This is a genomic window from Streptomyces sp. NBC_01474 (assembly GCF_035918215.1).
GTDB classification, from domain to species: domain Bacteria; phylum Actinomycetota; class Actinomycetes; order Streptomycetales; family Streptomycetaceae; genus Streptomyces; species Streptomyces aureus.
Window position 1 is genome coordinate 7,937,862 of sequence record NZ_CP109449.1, and the last position, 15,267, is coordinate 7,953,128.

A 15,267-nucleotide genomic window follows, 5' to 3' on the forward strand; every position below is an offset into this window, starting at 1 on the left:
GTGCAGGAGGTGCGTGTGCCAGGGTTCACGCATTTGCACACCGTTTCCGGGTTCTCCCTCAGATACGGGGCCTCGCACCCGGAGCGGCTGGCCGGGCGTGCCTCCGAGCGGGGCATGGACGCGCTCGCCCTCACCGACCGGGACACCCTCGCGGGCTCGGTCAGGTTCGCCAAGGCCTGTGCCAAGGCAGGGGTACGGCCGCTGTTCGGGACGGACCTCGCGGTGAGCGGCCCCCCGCCGACCGGACCGGCCGCGCCGGGCCACGCCCCGGCCGAGCGGCGCAGGCAGCCCGTGCGCGGCGGTGCCTTCATCGACGAGTCGACCCCGCGCGTGACCTTCCTCGCCCGCGACGGAGCGAGGGGCTGGGCCTCCCTGTGCCGTCTGGTCACCGCCGCCCACGCCGCCGGTGAGACCCGGCTGACCTGGGAGAACAATCACGGCGACGGCCTGACCGTGCTGCTCGGACCCGCGTCCGACGTCGGCCGCGCGCTCGCCGCGGGCCGCCCCGACCGGGCCGCGCGCCTCCTCGCCCCCTGGCGCGAGATCTACGGCGACGCCCTGCGCCTCGAAGTCGTCCACCACGGCCGCGAGGGCACGGGCCCCGGATCCCTGCGCCTGGCCGCCCGCACCGTCGGCTTCGCCGCCGAACAGGGCATCCGCCCCGTCCTCACCAACGACGTCCGGTACGCCGACCCGGGCCTCGGTCCGGTCGCCGACGTCCTCGACGCCGCGCGCCGCCTCGTCCCGGTCGACCCCCGGAAGGAACTCGACAGCGGAGAGCGCTGGCTGAAGGACGCCGACGCCATGCTGATGACGGCCGAACGGGTGGTGGAGGCGGCGGGCTTCCGCCGCGACGCCGCGTACCGGCTTCTCGAACAGACCAACACCGCGGCTGCGGAATGCCGCGTCGATCCCGAGGACGACCTCGGCATCGGCTCCGTGCACTTCCCCGAACCGCGGCTCGTCGGCGCCGGCCGCCGCACCGCGCAGCGGGTCCTCGCGTCGCGGGCGGCGGCGGGGATGCTGCGCCTCGGGTACGACCGGAAGCGGGAGTACTGGGAGCGGATGCACCGCGAGTTGGACATCATCGCCCACCACGACTTCGCCACGTACTTCCTGACGGTGTCCCAAGTCGTCGACGACGTGAGGGACATGGGCATCCGGGTCGCCGCGCGCGGCTCCGGCGCCGGGTCCCTGGTCAACCATCTGCTCGGCATCGCGCACGCGGACCCGGTCGAACACGGCCTCCTCATGGAGCGGTTCCTGTCCAAGCGCCGCTCCGTCCTGCCCGACATCGACATCGACGTGGAGTCGGCCCGGCGCCTGGAGGTCTACCGGGCGATCCTCGGCCGGTTCGGCGCCGAGCGCGTCGCGACCGTCTCGATGCCGGAGACGTACCGCGTCCGCCATGCCGTACGCGATGTGGGCGCCGCCCTGTCCATGGACCCGGCCGACATCGACCGGATCGCCAAGTCCTTCCCGCACATCAGGGCCCGCGACGCGCGGGCCGCACTGGAGGAACTGCCCGAACTGCGGGAACTGGCAGGGGAGTCCAGGCAGGGCGGGGACAGGTACGGACGCATGTGGGAGCTGGTCGAGGCGCTCGACGCGCTGCCGCGCGGTATCGCCATGCACCCGTGCGGGGTGCTGCTCTCGGACGCCTCACTGCTCGCCCGTACGCCCGTCATGCCGACCAGCGGAGAGGGCTTCCCCATGTCGCAGTTCGACAAGGAGGACGTCGAGGACCTCGGCCTGCTCAAGCTCGACGTCCTCGGGGTGCGGATGCAGTCGGCGATGGCACACGCGGTCGCGGAGACCGAGCGGGCGACCGGCTCCACGGTGGACCTGGACGCGGTGGCGCCCGGTGACCCGGAGACGTACCGGCTCATCAAGTCCGCCGAGACGCTGGGCTGTTTCCAGATCGAGTCGCCGGGCCAGCGGGACCTGGTGGGACGGCTCCAGCCGGCCACCTTCCACGACCTCGTGGTGGACATCTCGCTGTTCCGCCCGGGTCCCGTCGCCGCCGACATGGTGCGGCCGTTCATCGAGGCGCGGCACGGGCGCGCCCCGGTCCGCTATCCGCACCGCGACCTGGAAGGGCCCCTGAAGGAGACGTACGGGGTCGTCGTCTTCCACGAGCAGATCATCGAGATCGTGAACATCATGACGGGATGCGGCCGCGACGAGGCGGACCGGGTCAGGCGGGGGCTGTCCGACCCCGATTCACAGGGGCGCATCCGGTTCTGGTTCGCGCAGCAGGCGGCGGCGCACGGATACGACGCCGAGACCATCGCCCGCACCTGGGAGATCGTCGAGGCCTTCGGGTCGTACGGGTTCTGCAAGGCGCACGCCGTCGCCTTCGCGGTGCCGACCTATCAGTCGGCGTGGCTGAAGGCTCATCACCCGGCCGCGTTCTACGCGGGGTTGCTCACGCACGACCCCGGGATGTACCCGAAGCGGCTGATCCTCGCGGACGCGCGGCGGCGCGGGGTGCCGGTCCTTCCGCTGGACGTGAACAAGTCCGCGGTCGCTCACCGTATCGAACTGGTGTCTGATAAAGGGAGTGGTGACCACACGAGGGGCGGTCGCAAGGACGGCGGTCACAAGGACGGCGGTCACAAAGAGGAGAAGTGGGGCGTGCGGCTCGCGCTCTCCGACGTGCACGGCATCAGCGAGGCCGAGGCGGCCCGCATCGAGGAGGGGCAGCCGTACTCCTCGCTGCTCGACTTCTGGGAGCGGGCGAGGCCCAGCCGGCCGCTCGCGCAGCGGCTCGCCCAGGTCGGCGGGCTCGACGCGTTCGGCGCCAACCGGCGTGACCTGCAACTGCACCTGACGGAACTGCACCGGGGAACGCGCGGGTCCCGGGGTGCCCGCGGCGCCCAACTTCCCCTGTCCGGCGGCCAAGGGACCGCGCCGGCCGGCCTGCCCGACCTCGGCGACGCCGAGCGGCTCAGCGCCGAACTCGGTGTCCTCGGCATGGACGCGTCCCGCCATCTCATGGGCGACCACGAGAAGTTCCTCGAGGAGCTGGGGGTGCTGACGGCGCGCCGTCTGCGCGAGGCCGAGCACGGCAGGGTCGTCCTGGTCGCGGGCGCCAAGGTGGCCACCCAGACCCCGCCGATCCGCTCCGGCAAGCGTGTCATCTTCACGACCCTCGACGACGGCACGGGCCTGGTCGACCTGGCCTTCTTCGACGACGCGCACGCCGCGTGCGCGCACACCGTCTTCCACTCGTGGCTGCTCCTCGTCCGCGGCACGGTCCAGCGGCGCGGCCCGCGCAGCCTCAGCGTGGTGGGCGCGGCCGCGTGGAACCTCGCCGACCTGGTCGAGGTCCGCAGGGAAGGCGGCCTCGACGCGGTGGCGCTGCGCCTGGCGGAGCCGCCCGAACAGCCGCCGTCCGACGGGGACGACCCGGTCGACGGCCGCCGCATCCGCATGGCCACCGGATACGAGATGCACCCCTGGGCGGACCTGCGCCCGGCGGGCGACGGCCAGTCCGGACCACCGCGCAAACTGTGGCACCAGAGCCCCGGGAGCGCGGGATGACGACTCTTTACGTACGGTTCCGGCTGCTGCCCATGTACGAGGCGGCGCTGCCTCAACTGATCGCCCTGCTGGGCGAGTTCAGCCCGACGGTCGAGGCGCTGCCGCCCGACGCCGCCCTCGTGGACCTGGGTGGGGCGGTGCGCTACTTCGGGCGGGACGCCGTCGAACTCGCCGCGGTGATCAGGGTGCGGGCGCTCGCCCTGTACGGGGTGGAGTGCGTGATCGGTGCGGGCCCCGGCCCGATGCTGGCGCGGATGGCGGCGCGGACGGCCTCGCCCGGGGTGACCAGGGTGGTGCCGGGGGACCCCGGCACCGTGGCGGAGTTCCTCGCCGGGCAGCCGGTCGCCGCGCTGCCCGGCGTCGGCGCCGCCACCGCCCGCACCCTGTGCGAGTACGGGCTCGACACCCTCGGCCGGGTGGCCGCCGCCCCGCAAGGCACCCTGCAACGGCTCACCACCGCCCGCATCGGCCGTGAACTGCACGAGAAGGCACGCGGCGTCGACCGCACCCGGGTCACCCCCAACGCCGCCACGCGGTCCACCGCCGCCGAGCGCCCCTTCCCGCGCGACGAACTCGACCCGTACCGGCACCGCCGCGCCCTGCTGTCCCTCGCCGACGAGCTGGGCGCCCGGCTCCGCGACGGGAAGCAGGTGTGCCGCTCGCTGACCCTCACCGTGCGCTACGCGGACCGGTCCGCGACGACCCGCAGTCGTACGCTCCCCGAGCCCACCGCGCACACGACCGCGCTGTCCACGGCCGCGTACCGGATGTACGAGGCGCTCGGTCTGCAGCGGGCCAGGGTGCGGGCGCTCGGTCTGCGGGCGGAGGGGCTCCGCCCGGTGGAGGGTTCCGCCCGCCAGCTGACCTTCGACCCCGCGGACGAGAAGGCGCGGGCGCTGGAGGCGGTGGCCGACCGGGCCCGGGCGCGGTTCGGACCCGGGGCGATCGTGCCCGGTCGGCTCGCGGCGTGAGCCCCTACTGAGCCCAGGGCGGCGTGACGCGCGTGCCGTCCGCCAGCGTGGCCTCCAGGCCCACGGACGTCGTGACCCACATGGTGGCGGGCAGGTCGCCCGGGTTCTCGACGGTGAGGGTCGCGCCCGGATTGACGATCGCGGTGTCGCCGGCGGCGAGCGTGTCCGTGCGCCCGTCGACCGTGAAGCGCAGGCTGCCGCTGAGCACGTGCAGGATCTCCTCGCGGGACACCGTGTGGGCGACGCCCGGGGTGCCCGCAGGGATCTCGGCCCGCCAGGCGCACAGCTCCTTGCTGCCGGTGGCGGGCTTGGCGTACGAGACGAAGCGGACGCCGTGCATCTCATGGACGGCGGCCTCGGATGCGCGGATGACTGGCATGGCGACTCCCAGTGGTTCAGCCGGCCAAGTGGCGGCTCAAGTGGTCAAGTGGCTTGACTACATAGTCAGGCTGCTTGACCAAATCGTCAAGGGTGTTTGAATGGCTCCGTGCAGAACTCCCAGGCCATGGCCCTCTCCGCCGCACTGCTCTCCGCTGCCGGTGAGCTGACGCAACGCATCCACGAAGGGGTCGTCGCTCGCGGCTTCGAGGGGCTGCGGCCCGCGCACGGATTCGCGTTCACGCGGCTCTCCCGGGGCGGCGCGACCGCCACCGACCTCGCCGCGCATCTGGGGGTCACCAAGCAGGCCGCGAGCCAGCTCGTCGACGAGCTGGTGCGCAAGGGCTACGCCGAGCGCCGGCCCCACCCGGACGACGCCCGCGCCCGGCTCGTCGTCATGACCGAACGCGGCTGGGCGTGCGCGCACGCCGCGGAGGAGTCCGCCGCCGACGCGGTGCGACCGTGGGTCGAGCGGCTCGGCGAGCGCAAGGCCCGGGAGTTGCTCGACCAGTTGACCGCCGTCGCGCCCGACGGGCCCATCAGGCCCACCTGGTGACATCGCGTCAGCATCAGGAGCATCCAGTCGACACGGAGAGTTTTTACTGACGCGTAACTTCACTCTTTTACTACTGGCGCGTAATTTACTGGCAGTACGGCATCCTCGTGATCCGGATCACAGGGCACGCACCCCACATCGCCACTCCCTTGAGCCGCAAGGAGATCACACGATGCTGCCCCGGAACTGGAAACGTGCGGTCAGATCCCTGACCGCGGCCCTGCTGCTCACGGCCGCGGCCACCGCGGTCCCCGCCGCCGCCCACGCCGACACCGCCCCCAGCAGCGGCTGGAACAACTACAACTGCAAGCCGTCCGCCGCCCACCCGCGCCCCGTGGTCCTCGTCCACGGCACCTTCGGGAACTCCGTCGACAACTGGCTCGTCCTCGCCCCCTACCTGGTGAACCGCGGCTACTGCGTCTTCTCGCTCGACTACGGACAGCTGCCCGGCGTCCCGCTGTTCAACGGCCTCGGCCCGATCGACAAGTCGGCGGGCCAGCTCGACACGTTCGTCGACAAGGTGCTCGCCGCCACCGGCGCCCCCAAGGCCGACCTCGTCGGCCACTCGCAGGGCGGCATGATGCCCCGCTACTACCTCAAGTTCCTCGGCGGCGCCGCGAAGGTGAACTCCCTCGTCGGTGTCGCACCCGACAACCACGGCACCACCCTGAACGGCCTGACCAATCTCCTGCCGTACTTCCCCGGGGCCGGTGACCTGCTGACCCTCGCCACCCCCGGCCTCGCCGACCAGATGGCGGGCTCCCCGTTCATCACCAAGCTCAACCAGGGCGGGGACACCGTCCCCGGCGTCCACTACACCGTCATCGCGACCAAGTACGACGAGGTCGTCACCCCGTACGGCACGCAGTTCCTGAGCGGCCCCGACGTCCACAACGTCAAGCTCCAGGACCTGTGCGCCGTCGACCTGTCCGAGCACGTCGCCATCGGCACCATCGACCGCGTCGCCTTCCACGAGGTCGCGAACGCCCTCGACCCGGCCCACGCCAGCCCCACCACCTGCGCCTCGGCGGTGAGTTGAGCCCGGAGCAGCGAGAAAGGCAAAAGGGCCGCCGTCCCCAGGAGCGGGCAGAGGGACGGCGGCCCGGCTGTGGGCGTCAGTGGCTGTGGCGCCCGCCCGCCACGGAGCGGCGCCGCACCGACGCGAACATCGTCGCGGCGCCGACCGCCAGGACCGCGGCGCCGCCCATCGCGATGTACGGGGTGGCGCTGTCGCCGCCGGTCTCGGCGAGGTTCTCGTCGGCGAGAGGCTTCGTGGCACCGCCCTTCGCCTCGGGCCCGTTGCCGCCCGTCGAGGCATCGGCGGCCGGCGCCACGGACGCCTCGGCCTGCGGCTCGGCGCTGCCCCCGGCGGCACCGTGGTGGTGCTCCACGGACGACTTGCCGGCGCCGTCCGCGATCTCCTGGTCGGAGGGCGCGGAGGCGGCGGGAGCGGTCGCACCGGCCCCGCTGTCCTTGCCGAACACCACGTCGGAGCAGGTGTAGAAGGCCTCGGGGGAGTCGGAGCGCTGCCAGATCGAGTAGATGAGGTGGCGGCCCGACCGCGCCGGGACGTCACCGTCGAAGACGTAGTCGCCGTTCTCCATCTTCGGGTCGGTGACCTTGACGAAGGGCTGCGCCTCCAGGTCCGACCACTTCAGCGGCTTCGTCGGGTCGTACGAGTCCTTGGTGATGTACAGCTCGAACGAGCCCTTGTGCGGGGCCGTTCCCTTGTAGTGGAACGTGTGGCTGCCCGCCGACATCGGGCTCGACGGCCAGTCGGCGCGCGGAAGATCGAGCCCCTTGTACTTGTCGTTGCCCGCGCTGCACAGCTTGCCGTCGGGGATGATCTCCTTCGACTTGCCCGCGGCGTTCGCGATGTTGACCGCGTTCCAGTCGTAGAAGGCCTGCGCGCCACTGCTCGCGACGGCGGCCTTGCACGCCGCGGACCGCGGGCTCTCCGGGCCCTCCGCGTAGCAGGCGGAGACGCGGCTGACCGGGTCCGTCATCGAGCCGTGCGCCGACGCGGGCGCGGCGGCCAGCGCGGTCAGGGCGAACGGGACGGCACCTGCGACGGCGAACGCGGCGGCCTTGCGGCGAACTGTCATGAGTGGAACTCCTCAACGGCGGTTCAGGGGTGGGGGGACAGGCCGCGACAAGGGCCCCGGCGGTGAGAAAGCTAGCCCCTGAAAACCGCGAAATCGCCTGCTGAGAGCAGGCGATGGCGATCTTTATGGTGGGTTTAAGGGAGGGCTAATAGGGGGCTCAGGCTGGGCGTTTACAGAGAGCCCGATGACCTGCGTGCTGTGCGTGAACCAGTCCGCCACAGTCCACTGGAATCCAGAAGGTGTCGCGGTGCTTGGCTCTCCGTTTGGCTCCCAGGAGACTGGCTTGTCGAGCAGTAGTGGCTCTGGCTCAACCCCTGTGGCACGGGCGGACCGTGTGGCTGCCATAGCGTTCGTGAGCTGGTTGACGGGATCGCTGATGGCGCCTGATGAACACCGATCGATGTCCGCCGCAGCCTCGACACACACGCTGGAGAAGGTGAGCTGCCACCGCAGTGACTGCCAGCGGTGCGCGGCAACACCCCCGACCTCGCGCTGATCTTCGATCCGGTAGATCGTCTTGCGTGAGACGTGCGCAATTGACCGATGTGGAGAGGGAGTTCATCGAGCCATACCTGCCGATCGGCGAGTACGGCCCGTACCGGGTGCGGCTGCGGCAGCAGTTCGAGGGGGTGATGTGGCGGTTTCGGACGGGCGGGCAGTGGCGGGGAATACCCGCCGAGTTCGGCGCCGGGCAATTGACAAGACCTGTGGATGGCCGCGTCCTGGGTCCGGTCGGAATTGGGTCGCTCGCGAGCGGTGCGAGGCCGTAGCGTCCGTCCATGGACTGGAGCGCATGGCACGATCAGTACGACCTGGCCGACTCGTGGATGGCACGACGGCTACAGACGGTTCAAGCCCAGGTCGGCGCTGCCCTGTCTGGTGCCCCGGACGGTGATTTGAGGGTGCTCAGCCTTTGCGCCGGGGAGGGCCGCGATCTTCTGGACGTTCTGGCCGGGCACCCCCGTCGCGACGATGTACGGGCGAAGCTCGTCGAGCTGGATGCGCGCAACGCGTCGGCCGCTGCGGAACGGGCCGGCCGGGCCGGCCTGCAACACGTGGAGGTGGTGACTGGTGACGCCGGCCTTATCGACCAGTACGAGGACACAGCTCCTGCGGATCTCGTCCTCATCTGCGGCGTCTTCGGCAACATCGCCGACGCTGACATCGAGCACACCATCGCCGCCTGCAGCCAGCTGTGCAAGGCCGGCGGAACCGTCATCTGGACCCGGCACCGCGCCGCACCCGACCGAGTACCGCAGATCTGCGAATGGTTCGAAGCGCAGGGCTTCGCACTTCAGTGGCTGTCGGCAGCGGACGCCGGTTTCGGGGTCGGTGTGCACCGGTTCGCCGGAACGCCCCACCCCCTGCGCCGCGGCGACCGCCTGTTCGAGTTCATCGGCTACGACGTGCTCCGTCAGGCAGCCACAACCGAATCCACCGCCGGGAACGAGCGCACGCCTCACGGCCGGCGCCAGCTGTAGTCGACTGGAGCGTGCTCAGGCCACCTCGACCTCGGACCGCTCGACCAGGACGCCGTTCTCGACCCCGCCCAGGCTTTCGCCGGACTCGACCGGCTTGAAGATCATGGCGAGCGCCGCGGCGGGGCTGCCTGTGCCAGGTGTTGAGGGGGAAGTCGTGGCGCCTTGCTGACTTGCATTGCAGGTCAGCAAGGCGCGCTTGGGTCTTTACGGTGGTTTTACGGAGGCGCTCAGGCTGCGATCAGGTCCCGTACTGTGCGGCCATGACTCACACAGTTCGCCGCGCAGTGGCAGCCGACGTACCCGCCGTGAAAACGGTGACCGACGCCGCGTACCACCACTACATCGACCGCATCGGAGTGGTGCCCGCGCCCATGGAGGCCGACCACGGCGCCGAGGTGGCCGCGGGCAGGGTGTACGTCGTGGACGGGGAGCGGGGCGGAGCGCCCGCCGTCGTCGGGCTCGTGGTCGTCGAACCCCGCGAGGACCATCTGTTCCTCGACAGCATCGCCGTCCACCCCGACGCCCATGGGCAGGGCGTGGGGCGACGGCTGCTGGCATTCGTCGACGAGCACGCGCGCGTGCTCGGCCTTCCCGAGGTACGGCTCTACACGAACGCGATGATGTGGGAGAACCAGGAGATCTATCCGCGGTACGGGTACGAGGTGGTGGAGCGCCGCGTCGACGGCCCTTACGACCGCATCCACTACCGCAGGAGGCTCTCCAGCGACCGGCCCGCGTGACGCGTGCGCCCCGGCCCGCTCACTCGTCGGGCCACCACGTGCGCCGGATGTCCTTGCGCACTTCCGGACGGTCGTGGCGGCGCTCGGCGGCGTCTTCCTGCTGCTGCCGGCGGGTGGTGCTGGTCTTCGCCACGGGCTTGTTGATGGTCACACGGCGCATGACTGCCTCCTGTGCCTACCCCGGTTCCACTGCGGTACCGCTGTAGACGTGTTCCCCGGAGGGTGACGCATCGAAGCGTGATTGTCAGTGGCAGGTGTCACGATCTGGGCATGAGGATGAGCGAGGACACCACGAACCGGGACATGGCGCCCCTGGAACGGGTCGACTGGGACGCCGAGGCCGCGGCCTTCGACGACGAACCCGACCACGGTCTGCGTGATCCCGTCGTGCGCGGGGCCTGGGCCGCGCGCCTGCGGGACTGGCTGCCGGACCACCCCTGCGAACTGCTCGACCTGGGCTGCGGTACGGGCAGCATGTCGCTGCTCGCCACCGACCAGGGGCACAGCGTGACCGCGGTCGACCTGTCGCCCGCCATGGTCGACCTCGCGCGCGCCAAGCTCGCCGGCCGCGCCGCCCGGGTGCTCGTCGGGGACGCCGCGGCGCCGCCTGTCGCGGGCGGGACCTTCGACGCCGTCCTTGTGCGGCACGTCGCGTGGACGCTGCCCGACCTCGACGGCGCCCTCGCACACTGGCTCTCGCTGCTGCGGCCCGGCGGGCGGCTGATCCTGGTGGAGGGCGTGTGGGGAACGCTCAGCCCCGTCGGCATCCCGGCGGCCCGGCTCACCGGCGCCCTCGCCCCGCTCGCCACCCACGTCCGGCACGAACCGCTCTCCGGCGACGCGTTGTTGTGGGGGAGGCAGGTCGATGACGACCGGTACGCGGTGGTCGCGACCGCACGGCTCTAGGCGAGCAGCCGGCCGAACCCCTCGGTGCGCGCGAGGAGTTCGAGGTCGTCGAGGGCGCGGAGCGCGGCCGCCGCCGCGTGCGGGTCGCGCTCCGCGAGCCCGCTCTCCGTGAACTCGTCCTCGTCGAGCCGCAGTACGTCACTGCCGTCCGCCGAGACCCACAGGTCGAGGTCGAGATCCTCCACGACGAGTTCGCCGCCCTCGCGGACCGCCGGCCGGGTCACGTCGCAGTACCAGCCCTTGAGCGTGCCGCCGCCGGTGCGCACCTCCTTGACCGCGTACCACCGGTCCCGCCAGTAGTGCTCGGTGAAGACGTCGCCCGGCCCGAAGCGCACGAACCCGAAGTCCCTGACCCCGGGGGAGGCCCAGGCGGCGGTGACGGTCACGCGCGTGCCGTCGTCGCGGACGACGTCCGCGGGGTAACGGATCTTCGTACGGCCCGCCTTGAGCAGGACTACCTCAAGCGTCTCGGTCGTCTCAGGTGAGGGTGCGGACATGGCGTACCTCCGTGGCACAGATCTCGTAGCCGAACCATTTGTTGATCGCGAGCATCGGGCCGTTCCCCGCGTCGTTGCCCGTGAACGCCTCCGTGATGCCCGCCTCGCGGGCGCGGTGCAGGGAGTCGTTCTTGGCCAGCTTGGCCAGGCCGCGGCCGCGGAAGTCCCGCGCGGTGCCGGTCATGCCCGACGTGTAGCGGGTCTCGTCATCGGTGCGGGCCAGGCTGAACGCCACGGGCCGGCCGCCGGCCACGGCCACCGAGGTCAGTTGGTGGTCGGTCAGCGGATGGTGCCAGGTCTCGTCGAGCCAGTGCTCGTAGTCCGTGAACTCCGTGGCCACGTCGCTCGGTTCATCGCTCACCGTCTCCGCGTCCAGGTCGAACAGCGGACGCGGGTCGTCCGCGAAGTCCGCGCCGGTCCGCAGCGTCACTCCGGCCGGCGGCGCGGCGAGCGGCGGCAGCGTGCCGTGCGCCAGATCCAGTCGGAGGAAGTGGGCCGGCCGGCTCGCCCGGTAGCCGCGGCGCGCGGCGAACGCCCGGTCCCGCGGGGTGTCCAGTACCCACGAATAGACGGCGACGGCGCCCTCACCGGCGAGATACTCCTCCGCCGCCCGCACGATGAGGGACCCGGCTCCGAGCCCCGTGTGCCCGGGGTCCACATAGACGTTCACATAGCCCTGCCCCGGGTCCGGGCTGTCGTACGCGATCCCGACCTGTGCGGTGCCGACGACCTCGCCGTCGGCCTCGGCGACCAGCGGCCGGTACCGGGCGTCCGGATGGGCGTGCGCCAGATCGAAGGCGACCGACTCGGCGGTGGCGAGCATGGCGGGCAGCGCGGCGCGGCGAACCCGGGCGAACGCAGCCGCGTCCTCGGGCCGCAGGGCCCGGACGATCACAGTCATACGGCCGCACGCTACGCGCGGGGCGCGCCGGGGTGCCTCCCATTTTTGTGAGGTGCGGGACAATCGGCCCGTGACCTTGAAGATCGACATCGATGCGGGCGCGGCGACGGCGCCCTACGAACAGGTACGGGCCCAGATCGCCGGACAGGCCCTCTCCGGGACCCTGCCCGTCGGCTACAAATTGCCGACGGTGCGCGGGCTCGCCGAGACGCTCGGCCTGGCCGCCAACACGGTGGCCAAGGCGTATCGGGCGCTCGAGTCGGACGGCGTGATCGAGACGCGCGGCCGCAACGGCACATTCGTCGCCGCCGCGGGTGACGCCTCGGCCCGGGAGGCCTCGGCGGCGGCCGCCGCGTTCGCGGAGCGGGCCCACCGCCTCGGCCTCTCCGAGTCGCAGGCGCTTGGCGCGGTACGGGACGCGCTGCGGGCGTCGTACGGGGACAAGGGGTGACCGGACGGCAGCCCAGGGCGCCCAAGGCCTGAGCGCCCTGCCCCTACAGGTACAGCCCCGCGTCCGCCGAATCGCGCTGGTCCGGGACCGACGCCGGGCTGGTGCCGCGGCGCAGCGCGTACAGCTCGGCGAGCGTCGCGCCCTCGCGGCCCACGCCCTCCTCGCTGCCGAGCCAGTCCACCGACTCGCGGTGGGTGAGGGGGCCCACCTCGATACGGGCCAGGCAGCGGCCGGGGCGCACGACCGCCGGGTGGAGACGCTCCAGGTCCTCGTTCGTCGTGACGCCGACCAGCACGTTCCGCCCCTGCCCGAGCAGGCCGTCCGTCAGGTTGAGCAGGCGTGAGAGCGCCTGCCCCGCCGTGTGCTTGGCCTCGCCTCGGATGAGCTCGTCGCAGTCCTCCAGGAGGAGGAGACGCCAGCGGCCCTTCGCCGTGCCGTCGTCCTCGCCGATCGCGATGTCCATGAGGTAGCCGACGTCGGAGAACAGCCGCTCCGGGTCCAGTACGCAGTCCACCTGGCACCAGTCCCGCCACGACCGGGCCAGCGTGCGCAGCGCGGACGTCTTGCCCGTGCCGGGAGGCCCGTGCAGCAGGAGCAGCCGGCCCGCGATGTCCTCCGGGGTCGTCTTCATCAGCTGGTCCATGGCCCCGGCCACCGGCGCCGTGTAGTTCTCCCGCACCTCGTCCCACGTGCCGGCCGAGATCTGCCGCGTGGTGCGGTGCGGTCCGCGCCGGGGCGAGACGTACCAGAACCCCATCGTCACGTTCTCCGGCTGGGGTTCGGGCTCGTCGGCGGCGCCGTCCGTGGCCTGCCCGAGCACCTTCTCGGCGAGCTCGGCGGTGGTCGCCGTCACCGTGACGTCGGCGCCCCTGTTCCAGCGGGAGACGAGAACGGTCCAGCCGTCGCCCTCGGCGAGCGTCGCGCTGCGGTCGTCGTCGCGCGCGGAGCGCAGGACCACCGCGTCGGGCGGCAGGAGGGTGGCCCCCGACCGCACCCGGTCGATGTTCGCCGCGTGCGAGTGCGGCTGCTCGCCCGTCGCGAAACGGCCGAGGAACAGCGCGTCGACGACGTCGGCCGGAGAGTCGCTGTCGTCGACGTTGAGCCGGATCGGCAGCGCGTCGTGTGGGTTCGCAGACATGCCGCCATGATCCGCCACGCACGGCGCTCCCGCACGGGATTTCCGCAGCGCGTCACACGCTTGCGCGCACGGCGGGCCGCTCCCGTTCCCCGTTACAACCCTGTCGCAGCGGAGGCTGTCCCTCCGCGAAGGACCGTAGTTACTCTTGCCCTTGATGGGACGTCATGGGTGGAATTCGGGGGCGGGGCGGTGGCGGCTCACCGCTCTGCTCGGCGTGGGGGTGGCCACTCTGGCCCTGGTGCTGACGGTGATCAGCACACTGCCGAACGACCGGGCCGACGACAGGGGCACCACGAGCGCCGGTGACAAGGTGCACGGCTCCCCGTCCGACCCGTCCGCGCAGCTGGGGCCGGCGGTCGGGTGGGGCTTCACACACACCCAGTACAGCGCGGACGAGGGAGACGACGGCGCGACGCGGCGGGTCGAGGACATGCCCTCCGGCCAGGGGGTTCCACAGATCCAGCACATCATGGGCTGGGGCGCCGGGAACCCCGAGCCGGTCAAGGGCCGTTACGACTTCGACGAGATGGACCGCCGGATCGACTTCATCAGGAAGTCGGGCGGCACCCCCGTCGTCACCCTGTGCTGCTCCCCGGACTGGATGAAGGGCGGCAAGGCGGGGGTCGACAACACGGACTGGAGCCGGCAGTCCCTGGAGACCGCGCCCGACCGCGCGCACTTCAAGGACTTCGCCGCGCTCGCCGCGACGGTCGCCGAGCGCTACCCGGACGTGCGCCACTTCATCGTCTGGAACGAGTTCAAGGGCTTCTGGAACAACGGGAAGCAGCGCTGGGACTACGAGGGCTACACGGAGCTGTACAACCTCGTCTACAAGGCCCTCAAGAAGGTCGACAAGGACATCATGGTCGGCGGGCCGTACCTGGTGATGGACAGTGTCGACCCGCGCCAGACCGAGAACGCGTCGGCGGACGTGAAGGGGCCCTGGGGCAGCATGGACCAGCGAGTCCTCGACGCCTTCGGCTACTGGAACAAGAACAAGGCGGGCGCCGACTTCGTCGTCGTCGACGGCTCCAGCTACACCGTCGACGACGAGCTGCTGCCCGACGAGTTCAAGGCCACCGACAAACTCACCGCCGTCGGCAAGTGGGTGGAGCGGCAGACCCGTGACCTGCCCCTGTGGTGGGCCGAGTACTACGTGGAACCCGGCGACCAGAACGACGACCGCAAGGGCTGGAGCGAGCCGCACCGCGTCGCCGTCCAGGCGTCCGGCCTCGTCGCGATGGCCAAGGGCGGCGCGTCCTCCGGCTTCTACTGGAACCCGGAGGAGAAGACGGGCACGACGTGCGCCGGCTGCCTGTGGACGCCCACGCAGTCGGGCGACGGCGGCACGAAACTGCCCATGTACGACCTGATCTCCCGCTTCCACAAGGCGTTCCCGCCCGGCACCGAGTACGAGACGGTGCCGGTCGCCGCGGACGACGTACCGAACGTGCGGGTGCTGGCCGACGACAGGACGGTCGTCGTGGTGAACACCCTGAACCGGAAGATCAGCGCGAAGGTCGACGGGAAGCGGTTCGAGATGGGTGCCTACGAAGTGAAGTGGCTCGAGCGGAAGTAGTCCGCCCGAGCCACCGAC

General features: G+C 71.5%; 16 protein-coding genes. 10 read left to right on the forward strand and 6 right to left on the reverse strand.

Going from position 1 to position 15,267, the window contains the following annotated elements:
* The first annotated feature begins 15 nt into the window (after positions 1–15).
* Together OG758_RS36215 and OG758_RS36220 are read left to right on the forward strand one after the other, a co-directional pair.
* On the forward strand, positions 16–3,546 hold the full coding sequence (locus tag OG758_RS36215) for a DNA polymerase III subunit alpha (protein WP_326713753.1): 3,531 nt from the start codon (positions 16–18) through the stop codon (positions 3,544–3,546).
* Positions 3,543–4,517, forward strand: coding sequence for a DNA polymerase Y family protein (locus OG758_RS36220; protein ID WP_326713754.1), 975 nt, complete (start codon positions 3,543–3,545; stop codon positions 4,515–4,517). Before OG758_RS36215 ends, OG758_RS36220 begins: the two co-directional genes overlap by 4 nt.
* 4 nt (positions 4,518–4,521) lie before the next feature.
* On the opposite strand, the gene OG758_RS36225 is transcribed toward OG758_RS36220, so the two are convergent.
* Complete coding sequence (locus tag OG758_RS36225; RefSeq protein WP_326713755.1) at positions 4,522–4,896, reverse strand: cupin domain-containing protein; 375 nt, start codon at positions 4,894–4,896, stop codon at positions 4,522–4,524.
* A gap of 108 nt (positions 4,897–5,004) precedes the next feature.
* On the opposite strand from OG758_RS36225, the gene OG758_RS36230 reads away from it, so the two are divergent.
* A complete protein-coding gene (locus OG758_RS36230) occupies positions 5,005–5,451 on the forward strand; it encodes a MarR family winged helix-turn-helix transcriptional regulator (RefSeq protein WP_326713756.1) in 447 nt (148 codons plus the stop codon).
* A gap of 172 nt (positions 5,452–5,623) precedes the next feature.
* On the forward strand, positions 5,624–6,490 hold the full coding sequence (locus OG758_RS36235; protein WP_326713757.1) for an esterase/lipase family protein: 867 nt from the start codon (positions 5,624–5,626) through the stop codon (positions 6,488–6,490).
* A 76-nt stretch (positions 6,491–6,566) separates the two neighbouring features.
* Here OG758_RS36235 and OG758_RS36240 read toward each other — a convergent pair whose 3' ends face one another.
* A complete protein-coding gene (locus OG758_RS36240; RefSeq protein WP_326713758.1) occupies positions 6,567–7,556 on the reverse strand; it encodes a lytic polysaccharide monooxygenase auxiliary activity family 9 protein in 990 nt (329 codons plus the stop codon).
* Positions 7,557–8,101: 545 nt separating this feature from the next.
* On the opposite strand from OG758_RS36240, the gene OG758_RS49155 reads away from it, so the two are divergent.
* From OG758_RS49155 to OG758_RS36255, 3 genes are all read left to right on the forward strand, one after another.
* A complete protein-coding gene (locus OG758_RS49155; RefSeq protein WP_442810433.1) occupies positions 8,102–8,326 on the forward strand; it encodes a transposase in 225 nt (74 codons plus the stop codon).
* A 9-nt stretch (positions 8,327–8,335) separates the two neighbouring features.
* Complete coding sequence (locus tag OG758_RS36250; RefSeq protein ID WP_326713759.1) at positions 8,336–9,037, forward strand: class I SAM-dependent methyltransferase; 702 nt, start codon at positions 8,336–8,338, stop codon at positions 9,035–9,037.
* Between the two features lie 260 nt (positions 9,038–9,297).
* Positions 9,298–9,777, forward strand: a complete 480-nt coding sequence (locus OG758_RS36255; RefSeq protein WP_326713760.1) for a GNAT family N-acetyltransferase — start codon at positions 9,298–9,300, stop codon at positions 9,775–9,777.
* 19 nt (positions 9,778–9,796) lie between these two features.
* Here OG758_RS36255 and OG758_RS36260 read toward each other — a convergent pair whose 3' ends face one another.
* Positions 9,797–9,937: a hypothetical protein gene (locus tag OG758_RS36260; RefSeq protein ID WP_326713761.1), complete on the reverse strand. Its 141-nt coding sequence runs from the start codon at positions 9,935–9,937 to the stop codon at positions 9,797–9,799.
* A 110-nt stretch (positions 9,938–10,047) separates the two neighbouring features.
* On the opposite strand from OG758_RS36260, the gene OG758_RS36265 reads away from it, so the two are divergent.
* Entirely contained in the window at positions 10,048–10,683 is a 636-nt protein-coding gene (locus tag OG758_RS36265) for a class I SAM-dependent methyltransferase (RefSeq protein WP_326713762.1), read from the forward strand.
* On the opposite strand, the gene OG758_RS36270 is transcribed toward OG758_RS36265, so the two are convergent.
* Positions 10,680–11,180, reverse strand: a complete 501-nt coding sequence (locus tag OG758_RS36270) for a DUF402 domain-containing protein (protein ID WP_326713763.1) — start codon at positions 11,178–11,180, stop codon at positions 10,680–10,682. The two genes, OG758_RS36265 and OG758_RS36270, sit on opposite strands and share 4 nt — an antisense overlap.
* Positions 11,161–12,081 (reverse strand): GNAT family N-acetyltransferase, encoded by a 921-nt coding sequence (locus OG758_RS36275; RefSeq protein WP_326713764.1) that lies wholly within the window; start codon positions 12,079–12,081, stop codon positions 11,161–11,163. Before OG758_RS36275 ends, OG758_RS36270 begins: the two co-directional genes overlap by 20 nt.
* A 70-nt stretch (positions 12,082–12,151) precedes the next feature.
* On the opposite strand from OG758_RS36275, the gene OG758_RS36280 reads away from it, so the two are divergent.
* Positions 12,152–12,532, forward strand: coding sequence for a GntR family transcriptional regulator (locus OG758_RS36280; protein ID WP_326713765.1), 381 nt, complete (start codon positions 12,152–12,154; stop codon positions 12,530–12,532).
* A 43-nt stretch (positions 12,533–12,575) separates the two neighbouring features.
* On the opposite strand, the gene OG758_RS36285 is transcribed toward OG758_RS36280, so the two are convergent.
* A complete protein-coding gene (locus tag OG758_RS36285) occupies positions 12,576–13,670 on the reverse strand; it encodes a DUF5925 domain-containing protein (protein WP_326713766.1) in 1,095 nt (364 codons plus the stop codon).
* 154 nt (positions 13,671–13,824) lie between these two features.
* Between OG758_RS36285 and OG758_RS36290 the strand changes: the two genes are divergently transcribed.
* Complete coding sequence (locus tag OG758_RS36290) at positions 13,825–15,249, forward strand: GH39 family glycosyl hydrolase (RefSeq protein WP_326713767.1); 1,425 nt, start codon at positions 13,825–13,827, stop codon at positions 15,247–15,249.
* The last annotated feature ends 18 nt before the right edge of the window (positions 15,250–15,267 follow it).